Origin of the sequence: Bifidobacterium minimum (assembly GCF_000741645.1) — a bacterium.
Lineage (GTDB): Bacteria > Actinomycetota > Actinomycetes > Actinomycetales > Bifidobacteriaceae > Bifidobacterium > Bifidobacterium minimum.
The window spans coordinates 11,526-27,119 of record NZ_JGZD01000001.1; the positions used below are offsets into that span (position 1 = coordinate 11,526).

13 protein-coding genes are annotated in these 15,594 nt (G+C 54.3%); 8 read left to right on the top strand and 5 right to left on the bottom strand.

Annotated features, from left to right (window positions below; genetic code table 11):
• Positions 1-43: 43 nt before the first annotated feature.
• Positions 44-1,168 (bottom strand): DNA polymerase III subunit beta, encoded by a 1,125-nt coding sequence (gene dnaN, locus BMIN_RS00050; RefSeq protein WP_022861807.1) that lies wholly within the window; start codon positions 1,166-1,168, stop codon positions 44-46.
• 644 nt (positions 1,169-1,812) lie between these two features.
• The gene (gene dnaA / locus BMIN_RS00055; RefSeq protein ID WP_022861806.1) at positions 1,813-3,435 is read right to left on the bottom strand and encodes a chromosomal replication initiator protein DnaA; all 1,623 of its coding nucleotides are present in this window, start codon (positions 3,433-3,435) and stop codon (positions 1,813-1,815) included.
• Between the two features lie 426 nt (positions 3,436-3,861).
• On the opposite strand from dnaA, the gene rpmH reads away from it, so the two are divergent.
• The 8 genes from rpmH to BMIN_RS09255 all read left to right on the top strand — a co-directional run bounded on the left by rpmH (position 3,862) and on the right by BMIN_RS09255 (position 10,710).
• Complete coding sequence (gene rpmH / locus BMIN_RS08155) at positions 3,862-3,996, top strand: 50S ribosomal protein L34 (protein WP_081648086.1); 135 nt, start codon at positions 3,862-3,864, stop codon at positions 3,994-3,996.
• Positions 3,997-4,020: 24 nt separating this feature from the next.
• The gene (gene rnpA, locus BMIN_RS08160; RefSeq protein WP_081648085.1) at positions 4,021-4,431 is read left to right on the top strand and encodes a ribonuclease P protein component; all 411 of its coding nucleotides are present in this window, start codon (positions 4,021-4,023) and stop codon (positions 4,429-4,431) included.
• A 17-nt stretch (positions 4,432-4,448) separates the two neighbouring features.
• Positions 4,449-4,736, top strand: coding sequence for a membrane protein insertion efficiency factor YidD (gene yidD / locus BMIN_RS08165; RefSeq protein ID WP_081648084.1), 288 nt, complete (start codon positions 4,449-4,451; stop codon positions 4,734-4,736).
• A gap of 3 nt (positions 4,737-4,739) precedes the next feature.
• Positions 4,740-5,750, top strand: a complete 1,011-nt coding sequence (gene yidC, locus BMIN_RS00060) for a membrane protein insertase YidC (RefSeq protein WP_022861804.1) — start codon at positions 4,740-4,742, stop codon at positions 5,748-5,750.
• 148 nt (positions 5,751-5,898) lie between these two features.
• On the top strand, positions 5,899-6,423 hold the full coding sequence (locus tag BMIN_RS00065; protein ID WP_022861803.1) for a Jag family protein: 525 nt from the start codon (positions 5,899-5,901) through the stop codon (positions 6,421-6,423).
• Between the two features lie 702 nt (positions 6,424-7,125).
• On the top strand, positions 7,126-7,902 hold the full coding sequence (rsmG, locus tag BMIN_RS08170) for a 16S rRNA (guanine(527)-N(7))-methyltransferase RsmG (protein ID WP_081648083.1): 777 nt from the start codon (positions 7,126-7,128) through the stop codon (positions 7,900-7,902).
• Between the two features lie 226 nt (positions 7,903-8,128).
• Positions 8,129-9,079, top strand: coding sequence for a ParA family protein (locus BMIN_RS00070; protein ID WP_051126480.1), 951 nt, complete (start codon positions 8,129-8,131; stop codon positions 9,077-9,079).
• A complete protein-coding gene (locus BMIN_RS09255; protein WP_238565545.1) occupies positions 9,076-10,710 on the top strand; it encodes a ParB/RepB/Spo0J family partition protein in 1,635 nt (544 codons plus the stop codon). The genes BMIN_RS00070 and BMIN_RS09255 overlap by 4 nt, the downstream gene beginning before the upstream one ends.
• Before the next feature lie 686 nt (positions 10,711-11,396).
• On the opposite strand, the gene trxB is transcribed toward BMIN_RS09255, so the two are convergent.
• The 3 genes from trxB to BMIN_RS00090 form a co-directional block, all read right to left on the bottom strand.
• Positions 11,397-12,344: a thioredoxin-disulfide reductase gene (gene trxB, locus BMIN_RS00080; RefSeq protein WP_022861799.1), complete on the bottom strand. Its 948-nt coding sequence runs from the start codon at positions 12,342-12,344 to the stop codon at positions 11,397-11,399.
• A gap of 639 nt (positions 12,345-12,983) precedes the next feature.
• The gene (locus tag BMIN_RS00085; RefSeq protein WP_022861798.1) at positions 12,984-14,009 is read right to left on the bottom strand and encodes a D-alanine--D-alanine ligase family protein; all 1,026 of its coding nucleotides are present in this window, start codon (positions 14,007-14,009) and stop codon (positions 12,984-12,986) included.
• 129 nt (positions 14,010-14,138) lie between these two features.
• Entirely contained in the window at positions 14,139-15,464 is a 1,326-nt protein-coding gene (locus BMIN_RS00090) for an aminotransferase-like domain-containing protein (protein ID WP_022861797.1), read from the bottom strand.
• Positions 15,465-15,594: the final 130 nt, after the last annotated feature.

Below are 15,594 nucleotides of genomic sequence, written 5' to 3' on the forward strand. Positions count from 1 at the left end.
CGGCATCGACCCGGATTCCGTCATAACCATCAGAAGTCATGACTTAGGACAGAAAGCGCATCGGAACCAGCAGGTACCGATAATCCATGGACTCGTCCGAATCCGACTCCTGCTGCCCGTTGAATTCCACTGGTTTCACGGCCGTCGTCATCTTCATCCTCACGAACGGCTCCGTGATGGCGGACAGCCCCTCGATGAGATAAGTCGGGTTGAAGGCCACTGTGATGTCTTCTCCATCCATGTCAACGTCGAGCACCTCCGTGGCCTGCGCCTCATCAGCGGCTCCCGCGGATAGCGTCAGTTCCTGTCCGGAGAAGACCAGACGGATGGGCGCATTACGCTCGGCCACGAGCGAGACCCTTTTGATGGCCGACAGGAATGATTGGCGGTCGATCACGGCATGGATCGGATACTCATCGGCGAAAAGCTTGTCGACCGAAGGAAATTCACCCTCGATAAGCTGGGCCGTGGAGATGCGCTGGGAGTTTTCGAATCCCATGAGAAGGGGGGCATTGTCGTCACAGTCGATGATCACGTTCTGATGCTCGTCGCAGGAACGGGCAAGGTCACGAAGAATCGACCCACGCACCAAAGCCACGGTATTGACATCGGGATTCTTCGGCGTCCAGGAAAAACGCGATTTTGAAAGACGAAAGCGGTCCGTTGCCGTCATGACAACATCGGTTCCTGAGAATTCCATACGGATACCCGTCAGAACGGGACGATTTTCCTCGTGAGAAACCGCAACGGAGGCTTGTGACACTGCCTGAATGAAGGTCGCCGCATCAACCTGTCCCAGAGCATCAGGGAGGCTGGGAAGGTCAGGATATTCGCTGACGGGCATCAGCTGCATGGTGAATTGGGATTTCCCGGATTGGATTATCAGGGAAGAATCGGTTGTCGAAAGGTATGTTTTCTGCGAGGGAAGCGTCTTCGTAATGTCCGCCAGAAGTTTTCCCAGTACCAGAACATGACCTGGTTCATCAACGCCCGCTTCGATGTGGTGACGTGAGGATATCTCGTAGTTGAAAGCCGATAGGCGCAATGAGCTGTCGCTTGCCTCAAGCTGGACACCGGCCAGAATGGGATTAGCGGGACGTGAATCGATGACTTTGGTTGTCCATGCGACGGCGTCTGCCAAAGCAGCTGAATCTATCTCGACTTTCATTCTTCCTCATTTCGATTCGTATCTGACGCCATTCTAGTAGGGATGGCGCGGTAGGTGTGCAGATTCACGGATGGAATGCATGATTGCCGTGATGGTGAGGATGAAGAAACGTAAGGGATAAAGGAATCATCATTATAAGAACGGTGGATAGTGTGGATAACCGATGTGATGACAGTAACGGCAAGGGTTTGAACAACCCGCAGTTATGTGGATAATCTCTGTGGATGATGTGCATAAGTAGGGAGGTTATCCACAAGCGTGCTTGATGGTGGAGGTTATCCACAAATGCGGCGTCATATTCCACGAGTTATCCACTATAAAAATCGGCGGTTTCCACCGGCTATTCGCAGACTTTACCCACATCTGTGCATAAATCGGTGGATAACTTTTATCGTCTTCGGCGCCAGTAGGGCGTGTCATGCCGACAATGCCGTTCATCGTGACGCGAAAAACGAGAAGCGGATGTAATTATTGCCGGGAGAATCAGAAGAGGCAGATCGACGAGGCAGGTTCCGCGAAACGCAGACGGAAGGAGCAGACGGAAGGAGCAGACGGAAGGATCGTAACGATCATATGGGGTTGCCGACTACGACACATGCGCGATCCAATACCAAGACGGAGTCGTCTCGGCCCACGGAGTCGTTTCAGTCCAAGGGGTGTTGTTTGAGTTTGACCGTCAGTTCCATGACGTAGGTATATATCTCCTGTTTTTCCTGCATCTCGTTGCTGATGCGGGTGTAGGCATGCATCACCGTCGTGTGGTCGCGGCCGCCAAAGACCTCGCCGATATCCACCAGACTCATGCTCGTCATCTCGCGTGTGAGATACATGGCTATCTGCCGTGCCAGCGCGACGTTCTTCGTCCGAGCCCGGCCGACAAGGTCATCAAAGGTGAGATGGAAGTACTGTGCGACCTGTCCGATGATGTCAGTTGGTCTGACCTCGACGTCCGATGTGAAAAAGTCCTGGAGGGTCTGTTCGGCCAGAGCCTTGGTGACGGCCTGGTTATTCAATGAGGCGACGGCCGTGACTCTCGTCAGCGCACCTTCCAGCTCACGGATGTTCTCGGTGAAGCGTTCGGCTATGAGATCCAGAACGTCATTGGGTATGACGGTCTGATTCATGGATGCGATCATCCGTAGAATCGCGATGCGTGTTTCCAGATCAGGTGGTTTGACGTCAACAGTCAATCCGGATTCGAACCGAGAAATCAGTCGGGCCTCGAATCCCCTGAGGTTTTTGGGTGCGACATCCGAGGCGATGACAATGCGTTTGCTCGCCTGATACAACGAATTGAACGTGTGGAAGAACTGTTCGAGGGTGGCTTCTTTGCCTCCCAGGAATTGGATATCGTCGATGAGCAGCACGTCCACTTCGCGATAGCGTCGGTTGAAGTCAGCTATCTGGCCTTGACTTTGATTGGGATTCTGCAGAGCTTCAATGAATTCGTTGGTGAATTCCTCACTGGTGACGTAGCGAACCTTCAGCGAGGGATCCTTGACCAGTGCGTAGTTGCCGATGGCATTGAGAAGGTGGGTTTTCCCCAGACCCGATCCCCCATAGATACACAGCGGGTTGAAGTCACGGCCTGACCCCTCGGCAACGGCAAGAGCCACGGTACGCGCGAAGCGGTTGGAATCGCCGGGGACGAATGTGTCGAAGGTCGCGTTCTTGTTGAGGTGCGTCTGCGGATCGAGTTCCATCCTATGCTCTTCGATCGGGAACGCGGCTTGGGCGGCTCCCGTCGAGCGCGAATTGTCCTGTTGGTTCTGCACCGACGATGGCAGCGGTATCTCGGAACGATCGATAAGCGCCGGCTGGCTTGCCGAATGCTGGCTTGCCGAATAAGGGGAGGATGCGGATCGCAGAGCCGACAGGGGTAACGTCGGGTCGGGGGATGATGATGTGGAATGCCGGGAAACGGAAGAGCTGTCCCTAAGCCCGGCGACGTGGTCCGCCGCGACGTGGTCCGCCGGCCGGGTGTCGTCCGTTGTTTGCGAGGATGGCTGTGCTGAAGCCTTTTCCTTGGGTGCCATGATCTTGAAGGCGGGAAACATGTCCCTTCCCGTGCACAGGTGCAGTGCCTTCAGAAGGGGGGCGTTCAACGTGCTCTGCAAAGCGTGCTGCGTCTCGATGTTTGATACCGACAGGATGATGGTGGAATCGATCATGGCCTCGGCCACGACGCCTTCGAACCATCCTTTATCACGGGGTGACAGTGATCCGTCGCTTTTGAGGACGGCCAAAGCGTCCGCCCACACATGCACCGCATTGACGTGAGAAGAGTCAATCGCTTCCACGTGATTTTCTCCCCTCAAGCTCAATCGTTAGTCCGGCTGGTCCACAATACAATAGGTCATTTTTACTCCTCTTTCTCTGGGTTATCCACAGCTTTGCGTGTTGTGACAGGCCGATTGTGAATAACATCCGTGTAATTTGTGGATAACTATGGCTCCAAAATGGCGGAACCGCACGGTTTTTGCTCATCGTTGGAACTCGGCTACGTCATGGTGTGGATGATGGTTTTCATGATGGTGCCTTCTGGTGGAACTTCCGGAAGTGATCGGCACGACGCGGTGTGACGTGACAAGGTGCGGTCGTTTTTGACGAAAGCCATGGCGAAGAGTAGCGTAGTAGAGCCTGACTCATGAGGAGCCATGCCCTTGCATGGCCAAAAACCGGGAGCGTTAAGTATGAAGAGGACATTCCAGCCGAATAACCGTCGCCGTCATATGAAGCACGGATTCCGCGCGCGTATGCGCACTCGTTCCGGAAGGGCGATGATCAACCGTCGTCGTGCCAAGGGTCGTACGTCCCTCGCCGCGTGACCATTCCAGAAGCGCACTCTAGCCGTGGAACGACTTCAAAGTCATCGTGAGTTCACGATGGTTATGAGGAGTCGCCGGAAGGTCGCCACTCAGGACATCGTTGCTCATTTCCGAGTGCCGCCGACGGAGGAGGATGGAGTACCCTCCTCATTCTGTCGGCGCCTTGGTCTTGCTGTATCCAAATCCGTGGGGAATGCGGTCGTTCGGAATTCCGTCAAAAGGCGATTCAGGGTTCTCGCTCGACGGCATGAGGACATGCTGCCTCCGCGATGCGATGTCGTTCTCCGCGCGAAGCCGAGTGCCGCCACGGCGTCATTTGCCGATTTGGATGTGCAGGTCGCGCACCTTTTCGATAGTGGTTGGAGTGCCGGTTCCCGAATGCGGGCGTTGACGCATGAGACGCGTCGACATGACGGGGAGCAAGCAACATCATGACGAGGATATCGTGGTCGATGATCAGAATGATCCGGTGGTATCAGCGCTCCATCTCTGCTGGGGGTCCGGCAAGATGTCGATACTATCCAAGTTGTTCCGTGTACGCGATTGATGCGATTGAGCGTTTTGGCGCCTTTCGTGGCTTTGTTCTTGCCTCATTGCGGCTTCTCCGATGCCGTCCATGGAGTAACGGCGGAATCGACGACGTTCCACAGCATTTTTCCGTCTTTTATCGTTTTTCATGGTCTCGTGCTCATGAGGAACCACGATTGACGCCTACGTCCTTGGATAAGGAGACGATCTGACCGATGTACTACAATCAGGACCACTTCCTGCTTGACAGTGGCTTCTTCGGATGGCTGTACAAGTTATTGACGCCGATCGAATGGCTGATGACACAGATTATGGTGTTTTTCCATAAAATGTTGACATTTATGGGAATGCCGGCCATCGGACTGTCCTGGGTTCTATCAATCGTGTTCCTTGTCCTCGTCGTTCATGGGTGCATTCTGCCGATCTATATCAAGCAGATGAAATCCATGCGAAAAATGCAGGCTATTCAGCCGAAGATGCTGAAGATTCAGAATAAATACAAAGGTAAGACGGATCCCGCGAGCAAAGAGGCACTGAGCCGCGAGATGATGGCCCTGTATCACGAAAACGGAACCAACCCGGCAAGTTCCTGTCTTCCAATGCTTATTCAGGGCCCCGTGTTTATGTGCATGTTCTATGTACTGTCGGCCATTCCCTATATCGCTCGTGGGAGCAGGGCACCCTTGGGTGCGTTCACGAAGGAAACCGCTCAGCAGTTCGCGAAGACTTCGGCCTTTGGCGTCAATGTCACGACCACCTTCGGCTCGGCGGACACCGCGGGGAAAATCGTCATTGCCATTTTTGTCGCGTTGATGTGCACAGCCATGTGGTTCATGCAGTTCAACAACATGCGCAAGAATCTGCCGCGGGAATCCATGCAGGGGCAGCAATACAAGATGCAACAGGCCATGACGTGGTTCTTCCCCATCATGTATATCTTTTCAGGCATCAGCTTCCCCTTTGCCGTACTGATTTACTGGGTAACCAACAACATCTGCAATATGCTTCGTTCGATCTGGCAGGTATACTCGTTCCCGACCCCAGGTTCTCCGGCTGCGGAGGAGAAGGAGATACGCGATCACCATCGGGAGAATAAGCGCAGGAAGAATGCCGGCGAAATCTCTCTGGAGGAGGAGCAGCTTCAGATTGCCCAGCAAGAGGCAAAGGCTCGTGAGGAGCGTGGATTCCAACGTCAGCAACCTCAACGGAAGAAGAGGAAGAAGTAAATTCCGTTCCGTCCGATCATTTGTACCGATGGAACCGTTCACGATGGATGTTTCACGTGAAACATCCAAGTGAATATGCGTACTGGATGCAGTGACGTATGAGATTGTGAGCGATACACTATAGCGAGATATGGAAGGAGTGGCCGACATGCTGCAGGAAGACGATAAAAGCGTCGATCAGCTCAACGAAGAAGCTGACATTGCCGCGGATTATTTGGAAGGGCTTCTTGACATTGCCGATTACGATGGCGATATCGAGATGGGCATCAGGAACAAGCGGCCCATGGTTCAGATCGTTGCCGATGATGATTCCGAGATCAAGAATCTGATCGGCGAACATGGTGAAGTCGTTGATGCACTCCAGCGTTTAACCAGGCTTGCTGTTCAGCAGAAGACCGGCGAAAGATCCCATGTTATCGTCGACGTCGACGGGTATCTTTCACGCAAGCGGCAAGGTCTTTACCAGATGGCTCTTGCTGCGATCGATGAAGTTCGCAATTCCGGCGAGGCGGTCGATCTGAAACCGATGAATTCCTTTGAACGGAAGATCATTCACGATACCGTTCGTGAGGAAGGTTTTAAGTCGCGGTCGCACGGCGAAGAGCCTCATCGTTTTGTGACCGTTTATGCGCCGAGCGATGAGGGCGACGAGGCTGAAGAAGATAAGGAATAAAGGGAATAGGGTTAAGGAATAGAAAACGATAAGGAATAAATCGTTTTGACGAATGGGATCATCGGGATTTCATTGACGGCAAAGCCGTATCAGCAATAATTGCGGTAGCTGGGCAGGGCATTGCACACGACAATGTGACAGAGTGTCACGGAATCGGACGGTTCTTTGTGTGAGCGGCACTCTGAGTGAGCGGCACTCTGTGTGAGCTGCATGGAGTGCGCGTAAGTGGGAGCGTCCGCTTATGTGCAGTATGGGATCACGGGATTCCAGCATTGATAATATTCCGCGTGCGGTATGCCGTTGCGAATGGCAAGCACGACAATGGTGAGTAATGGATGTTTTGGCATGAGCATGTTTATGCCACTCCATTTCAGCGCTCGGCATTGTCGTTGCTTCGTTGCCTTGTTCTCTGCGTTCGGCGTTGATGTTTTCCCGTATGCGATTGCGCGCATTGATGAAAGGGAACCATGGATCTGCCAGTGATGTGCACATGTTGGCGGGCGGAACAAAGGTCGGTGCGTGTTCTCTGCAATAAGTGGTATTGGCTTGGATAAGTACTAGTTTGGTCTCTGTCTGGCTAAATGGGATCGAGAAGAGACCTTACCTTCGTGATTGTGGAGGTAGGAGCATCGTACGTAAAGATGCTACGGTGGTTCCCGGTCGCGTTACGGGTGCCGAGGGTATGGAGATAGAAAGAACATCATGGAATCACAGAAAGTTGATGCAGGCAAGGCTGATTCAGCTCAGCCTCGGGAGCCGGTTCAATTTCAAGGCTCCGAGTCATCGCCTCACTCCGATCCATTGGAAGGATCTCCCGTTCTCCAGGAGATTCTTGGTGATGCTCTTCCCCAGTTGGAGATGTTTCACGTGAAACTTCTTAACGAAGGTGTTCGTCGAGGTCTCATAGGACCACGTGATCCAGACCGTTTATGGGAACGGCATATTCTGAATTCAGCTGTGATCGTCCCTTTTATTCGTCAATGCACGGCGAATCTATCGCGCAGGACCGTTGCCGATATTGGCAGTGGTGGAGGATTTCCTGGACTGGTCGCAGCCGCATGTCTTCCCGATCATCAATTCACATTGGTTGAGCCGATGGCGAGGAGAATCGAGTGGTTGAACGAATGCGTCAATGATATGGGATTGACCAATGTTGTGGTCCTCAGAGAGCGTGCGGAATCGTTGATCCCTGATCGCTCTCATCGTAGGAATGCCGATCGTAACCATATGCACAATCAATTATTTAGTGTTGTCACATGCCGCGCGGTAGCTCCGATGTCCAAACTCGCGGGATGGACCTTGCCGTTGTTGGCATCGCAGGGGCAGCTGATTGCCCTGAAAGGGCGATCAGCTGCGGAGGAAATCGCGAAAGCACAACAGGAGATTCGTCGATACGGCGGGGTGAATCCGCGTGTAGTTGAAGCACCACTTGGGCATGGACTGCAATCCACGCACGTTGTGATCATTTCACATCGATGATGGTGTGTTGCGGGGGAGTTTCATCCCGGACCACTATGGGATGTGAAATGAATGCGGGGGCAGGGCTTCCGACCACAGTCGACATTCAGGGGATCGGCACAGTTAGCGGTCGTGTATTCCTTTATCCATAAGACCGTGGCAGTAGAATGAGATTTAGCGCAAAAGTCGGTATGGTAGGTCGTGGAGGAGAATTGTGTCGAAGCAAAATGAACACACAGCATCATCGATGGAATCAGTCGCTTCGACAATTGCTCGGATATTTGGTGACGAATCGAATTCCCTTGGAGCGCAGCTTTCCGACACTCTTTCTCGTCAGGAAGAATTGACGCATTCATTGCTGAGCAAACCGCGGCATACTCGTCGTATTGGCGTGGCGAATCAGAAGGGAGGGGTGGGGAAAACCACATCCGCGGTGAATCTGGCTGCCGCCTTGGCGGATGGCGGACTCCACGTTTTGGTGATTGATATGGACCCCCAGGGCAATGCGTCCACCGCATTGGGTATCGATCACGCTCCGGGACTACCGTCAGTGTATGACGTTCTTGAAGGGCGGAAAGAACTTTCAGATATTAAGCAGCCATGTCCGGATTTTTCAGGATTGGACGTTGTCCCTTCGTCGATTGATCTTAGTGGGGCGGAACTCGAGATTGCCGGATTGCCTAATAGGACGACTTTGCTAAGATCCGCCATGCAACGGGACGATGCAATTAATCATGACTCGTACGATTACGTGATTGTGGATTGCCCTCCCAGTCTTGGGCTTCTGGTGATCAATGCATTATGCGCGGTGGATGAAGTTCTTATACCGATACAGGCTGAATATTACGCACTTGAGGGTTTGGGGCAATTGCTTAATTCTATCGACTTGATCCAACGGCATTATAATCCCAGTCTGGTTGTATCGACGATGCTTGTTACCATGTTTGATAGACGTACCCTGCTCAGCAAGGAAGTCTATCAGGAGATAAAGAAGCACTATCCGGCTCTCGTACTTGATACAACCATTCCCCGCAGCGTTAAAATCTCCGAGGCCCCCAGTTTCCAAAAAACAGTGATTGCCTATGATCCCCGTGGCACTGGAGCTGTCGCATATAAGGAGGCAGCTTTGGAGATATCTCAACGGACAGAAGACGTATTGGGCTCAATCGATATGCATCGCGAGGTGAACGAGAAATGACGAAGAAGTCACGACTGGGGCAAGGACTTGGCGCCCTTTTTCCTGATATACCAGGTGATTCTGTTGCACCCGACAAGGAACCGGAACGACCAAGAACCGTCGGCACCGATGACATATCGGATCGAGATAGTTCGTCGCCGAAAAGAACCCAAACCGAAAACAGCAAGCGAAATCATAACCGTGACCATAATGACGGTCATCGAAGCAATGTTTCACGTGAAACATCGTCCGCAATTGCATCGTCACAAGCCAAGGCGTCGCGCAGGCGGTCGATTCCTGCATTGTCGACGATCGTTCATCCCAGCGATGTCTTTTTTGGAGCATCCGCCGAGAACGTGATAGGCGTGGGGATGGATCAGCCAACTGATGCGGACCGATCGGTCCCGACTCAAGGTTCTCGCGTAGCGGCAGAATTCGCCGCGGGACAGACCCTCTCCGCGGATGGGAAGAAAGAGCATGGGCCGAAAAGCATGCCTGCGCCGTCGGATATCATGCCGGGTGGCAGTGAAATGCACGCGGGGGATGCAGGCTCTAGCGAGGCGGTCAACCGCCTTGGAACTGATGATGATCAGGAAGACGCGGCACACGGAAGAGGGCATGACGTGGCTCGTGAGAGTCGTCATGCTTCTGCCGCCGAATCTGATGGATCGTCCCATATGAACGATGGGGTCTCTCGGTCGAGAGGGAATCCGACTCAGCAAGTATATGCTGATCGGAGTGCGGCGGACGAGAATCCCGGGCTCCGAACGGTTAAAGGTGGGTATTTGGCTGAATTGTCCGTATCGGAGATTGTTGCCAATGCCCAGCAACCGCGAACGATTTTCGATGAAGAAGACCTGCGGGAACTTGCCGATTCAATCAAGCAAGTCGGTGTCCTTCAGCCAGTGGTCGTAAGGAAGAAATCCACCACAAACGTTTCCCAACCGGATGTTGATGATGTTTCACGTGAAACATCATCAACCGTGTATGAATTGATAATGGGAGAACGCCGATGGCGGGCAACGCGGCTCGCGGGTCTCACGACAATTCCAGCCATCGTTAAAACAACGACGGATGACAATATGCTCCGCGATGCCCTTTTGGAGAATCTTCATCGGGTGGAGCTCAACCCACTGGAGGAAGCGGCGGCATTCCAGCAGATGATGGAGGATTTTGGTCTCACCCAGGCTGAGTTGTCTGAATCGGTGTCGTTATCACGCCCGCAGATATCAAATATCCTTCGTTTGTTGAAGCTTCCTCCAACCATTCAGAAACAAGTCGCCTCTGGTGTCCTTTCCTCCGGACATGCGCGTGCACTGCTCGCCTTGTCATCGACAGAAGAAATGGAGTCTTTGGCGAATCGAATCGTATCCGAAGGATTGTCGGTTCGTAGCACGGAAGAGATAGTTTCCATACAAACAGGGACGGCTGTGATAAAACCCACACGGAAGCGCTCGAATCCTTGGGAGAGCTCGGAGGAGCGTCATCGATTGGAAAACCGATTGGACACCAAAGTCACGATAACGGGATCTCCAAAACATGGGAAAATCCACATTGTATTCTCTTCTCAGGAAGATATGGAAAGAATCATGAATCTGCTGGATCCCAGTAATCAAGCGACCGGTTCCTCGAGAGGCGACGGTTGGGTGTAATCCAGTTCTGGTTTCCGAAGAGATCCGTTTTGAGATTGTCGATGCCGTGTGAATTCCTGAATTGTGGATGCCACGTTTCTAGTGGTTCCGCTCTTGATGATTCCCATCGCAGACAGCCTCATCGCAGACAGTTTGCGGATGGCGTCGTGGACGGTACTTCCGGGGATTTCCTGGTTTCCGCCGGAAGTTTTTGCCTTGTTGCGTTGAGGCTGTCTTCTGATACTGACGTTTGCGTTTGTTGTGTCGTCAACATCGGCATGCGTGGCGCGTGGTCAATCGCGCCAATGACATCGATTTATGCCACTCGATCCATCCCATTGATGCGACGACTTGACATGACGACTTGACATGACGACTTGACATGACGACTTGACATGACGACCCGCGCTTCTCGGCCTTACGATATCGTGACGGGAGTCAAAACAGGAATCCAGTGACGGAGGTAGAAGGGGCTGACGCGAGTGGGCATGACGCGAGTGGGCATGACGCGGTGATTTGATCACCAACCGGAGTCATGTATCCGATGTCATGCACGACACCTCATGCGCGGCATCATCCTCGGCGTTGCGCTGGCATCCGCAGGCAAGGGGCACCGGTCTGCGATAACGCTAGCTCTGCGATAACGTCAGTCATGCAATCGCCTGCATGACTGACGTTATCGCATGACCCGATTATGGTGTGAATTATCAAGCAGTATGGCCTTGGGAAATCAGATACTCCTGTGCGTCCAAGGCTGCGCGACAACCCATCCCTGCCGCCGAGACGGCCTGGCGATAAACGCTGTCGACGACGTCGCCCGCTGCGAAGACTCCCGGGAGTGACGTTTTCGTCGTCGCTCCGTCGACCGTGATATAGCCATGATCGTCGCAGTGAAGCGCTCCCTCGAGGAATGCGGTCGACGGCGTGTAGCCGATGGCGATGAACACCCCTTTCGCGGGTAATTCGCCCGTCGCCCCGGTCGTGGTGTCCTTGAGCATTACCTTGGATGCCCCCTGATCGTCTCCAAGGATCTCGGTGACGATGGAGTTCATACGGAATGTGATATTGGGATTGGCCGTGGCCCGATCGACCATGATCTTGGATGCCCTTAATGTGTCACGGCGGTGAATCAGTGTCACCGATGAGCCGAATCTGGAAAGGAAATCAGCCTCTTCGAGGGCACTGTCGCCTCCGCCCACCACGACAATCGGCAGGTCCTTGAAGAAGAATCCATCACAGGTGGCACAATAAGAGACACCACGTCCCGAATATTCCTTTTCGCCGGGGACCCCGAGCTTACGGACGGTGGATCCGGTGGCGACAACGACCGCTGTGGCATTGACCACGTCGCCACTTTCGCACTCAAGGCGTTTGAGATCATGTGCGAAATCGACATTGACGACGTCGTCCCATATGATGTCGGTGCCGAACTTCTCCGCCTGCTTCTGCATGGCATCCATAAGATCGGGTCCCATGATTCCATCTGGAAAGCCGGGATAATTCTCCACTTCCGTGGTATTGACGAGCTGACCACCCGGTGAGATGGCGCCCGCGATCATCAGGGGATGGTAGCCCGCCCGGGAAAGATAGATCGCCGCAGTATAGCCCGCTGGCCCTGAACCAATGATGACGACATCGCGCGTACTTTCAGTCATAAAGTCACCATAACATCAGGGACGCATCATGGGGTATGGGCTATTAGCAAAACCATTCATGTTGCCAGCAGACTGGCTTCCTCCCGGCGTGAGTGTGATGCCGTCCCGTACTCGATCCGGCCCGGGAACGGTGCATCGGCGGCGCCAAACGCCATCGCCATAGTGAGTGTAATTCCGTAGCGTCATTCGGATGACTTACAATCCCTTAATCCTTACTCTTACTCTTACTCTTACTCTTTACCCCTTACTCTTACCCTTTACCCCTTACCCCGCAACCTACCGTGCAACAGGGAAAGATAGCCGATGCCCCAGTCCCCATATCGCGATACCAATAATGGACCGCTGTCGAGCGAGCGAGGAATCGGGTGCGGGAACCAGATGACTGTTTTCGGCGTGGACCGGTATCGCCCGAAATGGGCCCATTCAGAAACAGACGGAACCGGAACCGGATATCGCCGGAAACAAGCGTCGGAAACAGCCGTCGGAAACAGATGCCGGAAACAGATGCCACGCAAACAGATACCAAAAATAGGCAACCACGAGAATAGGCAATGATCACACAGCAGACAATCACAAAGCAAGCCCCCACTCGAAGCGGGCGCCAGGAAACTATGGGCATGCCGGGTATGTGATCGTCGGCTAGGCGTGCGGTATTGCCCTGTTCTGGTCGAGCACCGATTCCACAAGCCGAGAATACAGCTGGGGCAGCTGATGGCCAGCGGCGACGGCGGCCTGCGGCAATAACGAGGTATCGGTCATTCCCGGCGTCACGTTGGATTCAAGGAACTGGGGGACGCCGTCGGCGTCGACAATGAAATCGGTGCGAGAGATGTCGCGAAGACTGAGGGTTTTGTGAGCAGACACCGCAGCGGTTTTGAGGGATTCCAGAACGGATTCCGGAAGCCGTGCTGGAACATAGAAATCCGTGGGTCCGGGGGTGTATCGCGCGTCATAATCGTATGTCCCATTGGGGGTGGAGATCTCCAACGGAGGAAGAACCTCAAGCGTTCCGTTGATCTCGAGAATCGAAACCGACACCTCGGTCCCCGTCACCGCCTGCTCGACCAAGGCGACATCGCCATAGGCGAAGCAGGTGACCATCGCTTCGGGGAGCTTGTCGGCATTGGTCACCAGTGTGCATCCCAACGCCGAACCACCCATCGTGGGTTTGACGAAAAGAGGAAGCCCCAGTGACTGGACGAGCAGATCGATGACCTTGTTGGCTCCGAGCTCGCGGAACATCGATTCCGGGAGCGTCACCGAATGCGGTGTGGACAATCCCCCCAGCTTCCGCACCACATTCTTGGCGATCGGTTTGCTCCATGCGGTGCGTGACGCCTTCGCGCGGGAGCCGATATATGGCAGTCCCTCCATTTCAAGAATGTCCCTGATGGAACCGTCTTCACCGTTGGCTCCATGAAGAAGCGGCCAGACTATGTCCGGTCGCGTGCTGCTGGAGGACAGATACGGCAGGAGCTCACTATCCATATCATGGAAGGCGACTTTCCAGCCCGCCTCCTCAAGAAAACCTCCCACGCGGTGGCCGGAGCTGAGGGAGACGTCCCGCTCATGGCTCAAGCCTCCACAAACAATCAGAACCGTGGTGTTGGGACGATCGTATCCGCTTGTGGTCTTGTCCTTGTCGTCGTCGATGGCTGTCTCCATTGCTGTGCCGCCTTTCATTGCATGGGATGGGTTAAGTGGTGTGTGCGGGATGACGTGGGGTTATCGGGAAAGGGATGGGAGCTTCCCCGGTTGCGTGGATGGAGGGGCGGGAAGCCCATGTCCGGAACATCAGATGACCTGCGGTCCGGGCACCTCCGAATCATGGGGATGGGGGTCCGATGCTCCCGAGGTGCCGAACAGTTCGGCCGTCTGCCTCTCTGCGTCGATGACGGAAGCAAGACGGCGGATGCCCTCCTGAATGCGCTCGGGCTTGGGATAGCAGAAGGACAGACGCATATGGTCGGAGCCTTCGCCGTTCGTGTAGAATCCGGTCCCCGCGACGTAGGCGACCTTGGCGGTTATCGCACGTGGGAGCATGGCTCGCGAATCCAGACCCTCCGGTATCTTGAGCCAGATGTAGAAGCCGCCCCGTGGCTTGTTCCAGGAGCAGTAGGGAAGATATTCACGCAGTGCGGAATCCATCGCCTCGCAGCGGCCCTTGTACATCCCCCGGTAGTCGTTGATCTGTCGACGCCAATCGAAATTGTCAAGATACGTGGTGATGGTGAACTGGCTCATATTCGACGGACAGAGAATCGATGCCTCATTGGCGAGCACGAGTTTGTGACGGATTCCCGGAGGGGCGACCATCCATGCTATGCGCATGCCGGGCGCGATGATTTTCGAGAAGCTTGAAAGATATACGACGTTCTCCGCGTCCATTGATCGCAGGGCAGGATAGGTCTGGCCGTCGAAGCCCAGAAGTCCATAGGGATTGTCCTCGACGATGAGGACGTGATGCCGGCGAGCTATCTCCAGAATCCGCGGCCTGCGCTCGACGCTCAAGGTCACTCCCGCGGGATTGTGGAAATTCGGCACCGTGTAAAGGAACTTGACCCTCTTGCCCAGTGCTCGTTGCTCGACGATGGCGTTCTCGAAGGATTCGGGGATCAGTCCGTCCTTGTCCAGCTGCACATTGACCACATCGACCTGGAAGGACTGGAAGACCCCCAAGGCCCCCACATAGTTCGGCGCCTCAGCGAGGACCACGTCGCCCGGGTCGCACATGATTCGAGTGATGAGATCGAGGGCGTTCTGTGAGCCGTTGGTGATGACCACATCATCCGGCTGGACGTCGTTGATGCCCTCCAGCTCCATGATCTGCAGTACGTCCTCACGCAGATGGGGGTCGCCTTGTGCTGAACCGTATTGCCAGGCCACATCGCCCTTGTCCACCATCATCTTGGCGATCAATTCGGACAGCTCAGCGAAAGGCATGTAATCGAGATAAGGCATCCCGCCGGCCAGCGAGACCACCTCGGGCCGGGACGCGACGGCGAACAGCGCGCGGATCTCCGACGCCCGCATGGCCTCCGCGCGAGCGGCATAGGAACCAAACCACGGATCGTTCCTGATGACTTTCGAAGTGGAGGCATTGGTGGGCGTCTCGGACATGTTCGACCTTCCTTCAAGCGCTGAAGCGCATACCATTGAGCACTGTAGTCCCGATGGACCCTTGTTGGCCATAAGGCGTCAAACCGGCACGAATCTTGTACAGTACCGGGCCCATCCGTCCGTACGCCCC

What these genes read in the sequence shown, in the direction of transcription:
- yidC (WP_022861804.1), top strand. Translation starts at nt 4,740, where the DNA reads ATGTACTACAATCAGGACCACTTCCTGCTTGACAGTGGCTTCTTCGGA.
- dnaN (WP_022861807.1), bottom strand. Translation starts at nt 1,168, where the DNA reads ATGAAAGTCGAGATAGATTCAGCTGCTTTGGCAGACGCCGTCGCATGG.
- BMIN_RS00070 (WP_051126480.1), top strand. Translation starts at nt 8,129, where the DNA reads ATGGAATCAGTCGCTTCGACAATTGCTCGGATATTTGGTGACGAATCG.
- BMIN_RS09255 (WP_238565545.1), top strand. Translation starts at nt 9,076, where the DNA reads ATGACGAAGAAGTCACGACTGGGGCAAGGACTTGGCGCCCTTTTTCCT.
- rpmH (WP_081648086.1), top strand. Translation starts at nt 3,862, where the DNA reads ATGAAGAGGACATTCCAGCCGAATAACCGTCGCCGTCATATGAAGCAC.
- trxB (WP_022861799.1), bottom strand. Translation starts at nt 12,344, where the DNA reads ATGACTGAAAGTACGCGCGATGTCGTCATCATTGGTTCAGGGCCAGCG.
- yidD (WP_081648084.1), top strand. Translation starts at nt 4,449, where the DNA reads ATGATCAGAATGATCCGGTGGTATCAGCGCTCCATCTCTGCTGGGGGT.
- BMIN_RS00065 (WP_022861803.1), top strand. Translation starts at nt 5,899, where the DNA reads ATGCTGCAGGAAGACGATAAAAGCGTCGATCAGCTCAACGAAGAAGCT.
- BMIN_RS00090 (WP_022861797.1), bottom strand. Translation starts at nt 15,464, where the DNA reads ATGTCCGAGACGCCCACCAATGCCTCCACTTCGAAAGTCATCAGGAAC.
- rsmG (WP_081648083.1), top strand. Translation starts at nt 7,126, where the DNA reads ATGGAATCACAGAAAGTTGATGCAGGCAAGGCTGATTCAGCTCAGCCT.
- BMIN_RS00085 (WP_022861798.1), bottom strand. Translation starts at nt 14,009, where the DNA reads ATGGAGACAGCCATCGACGACGACAAGGACAAGACCACAAGCGGATAC.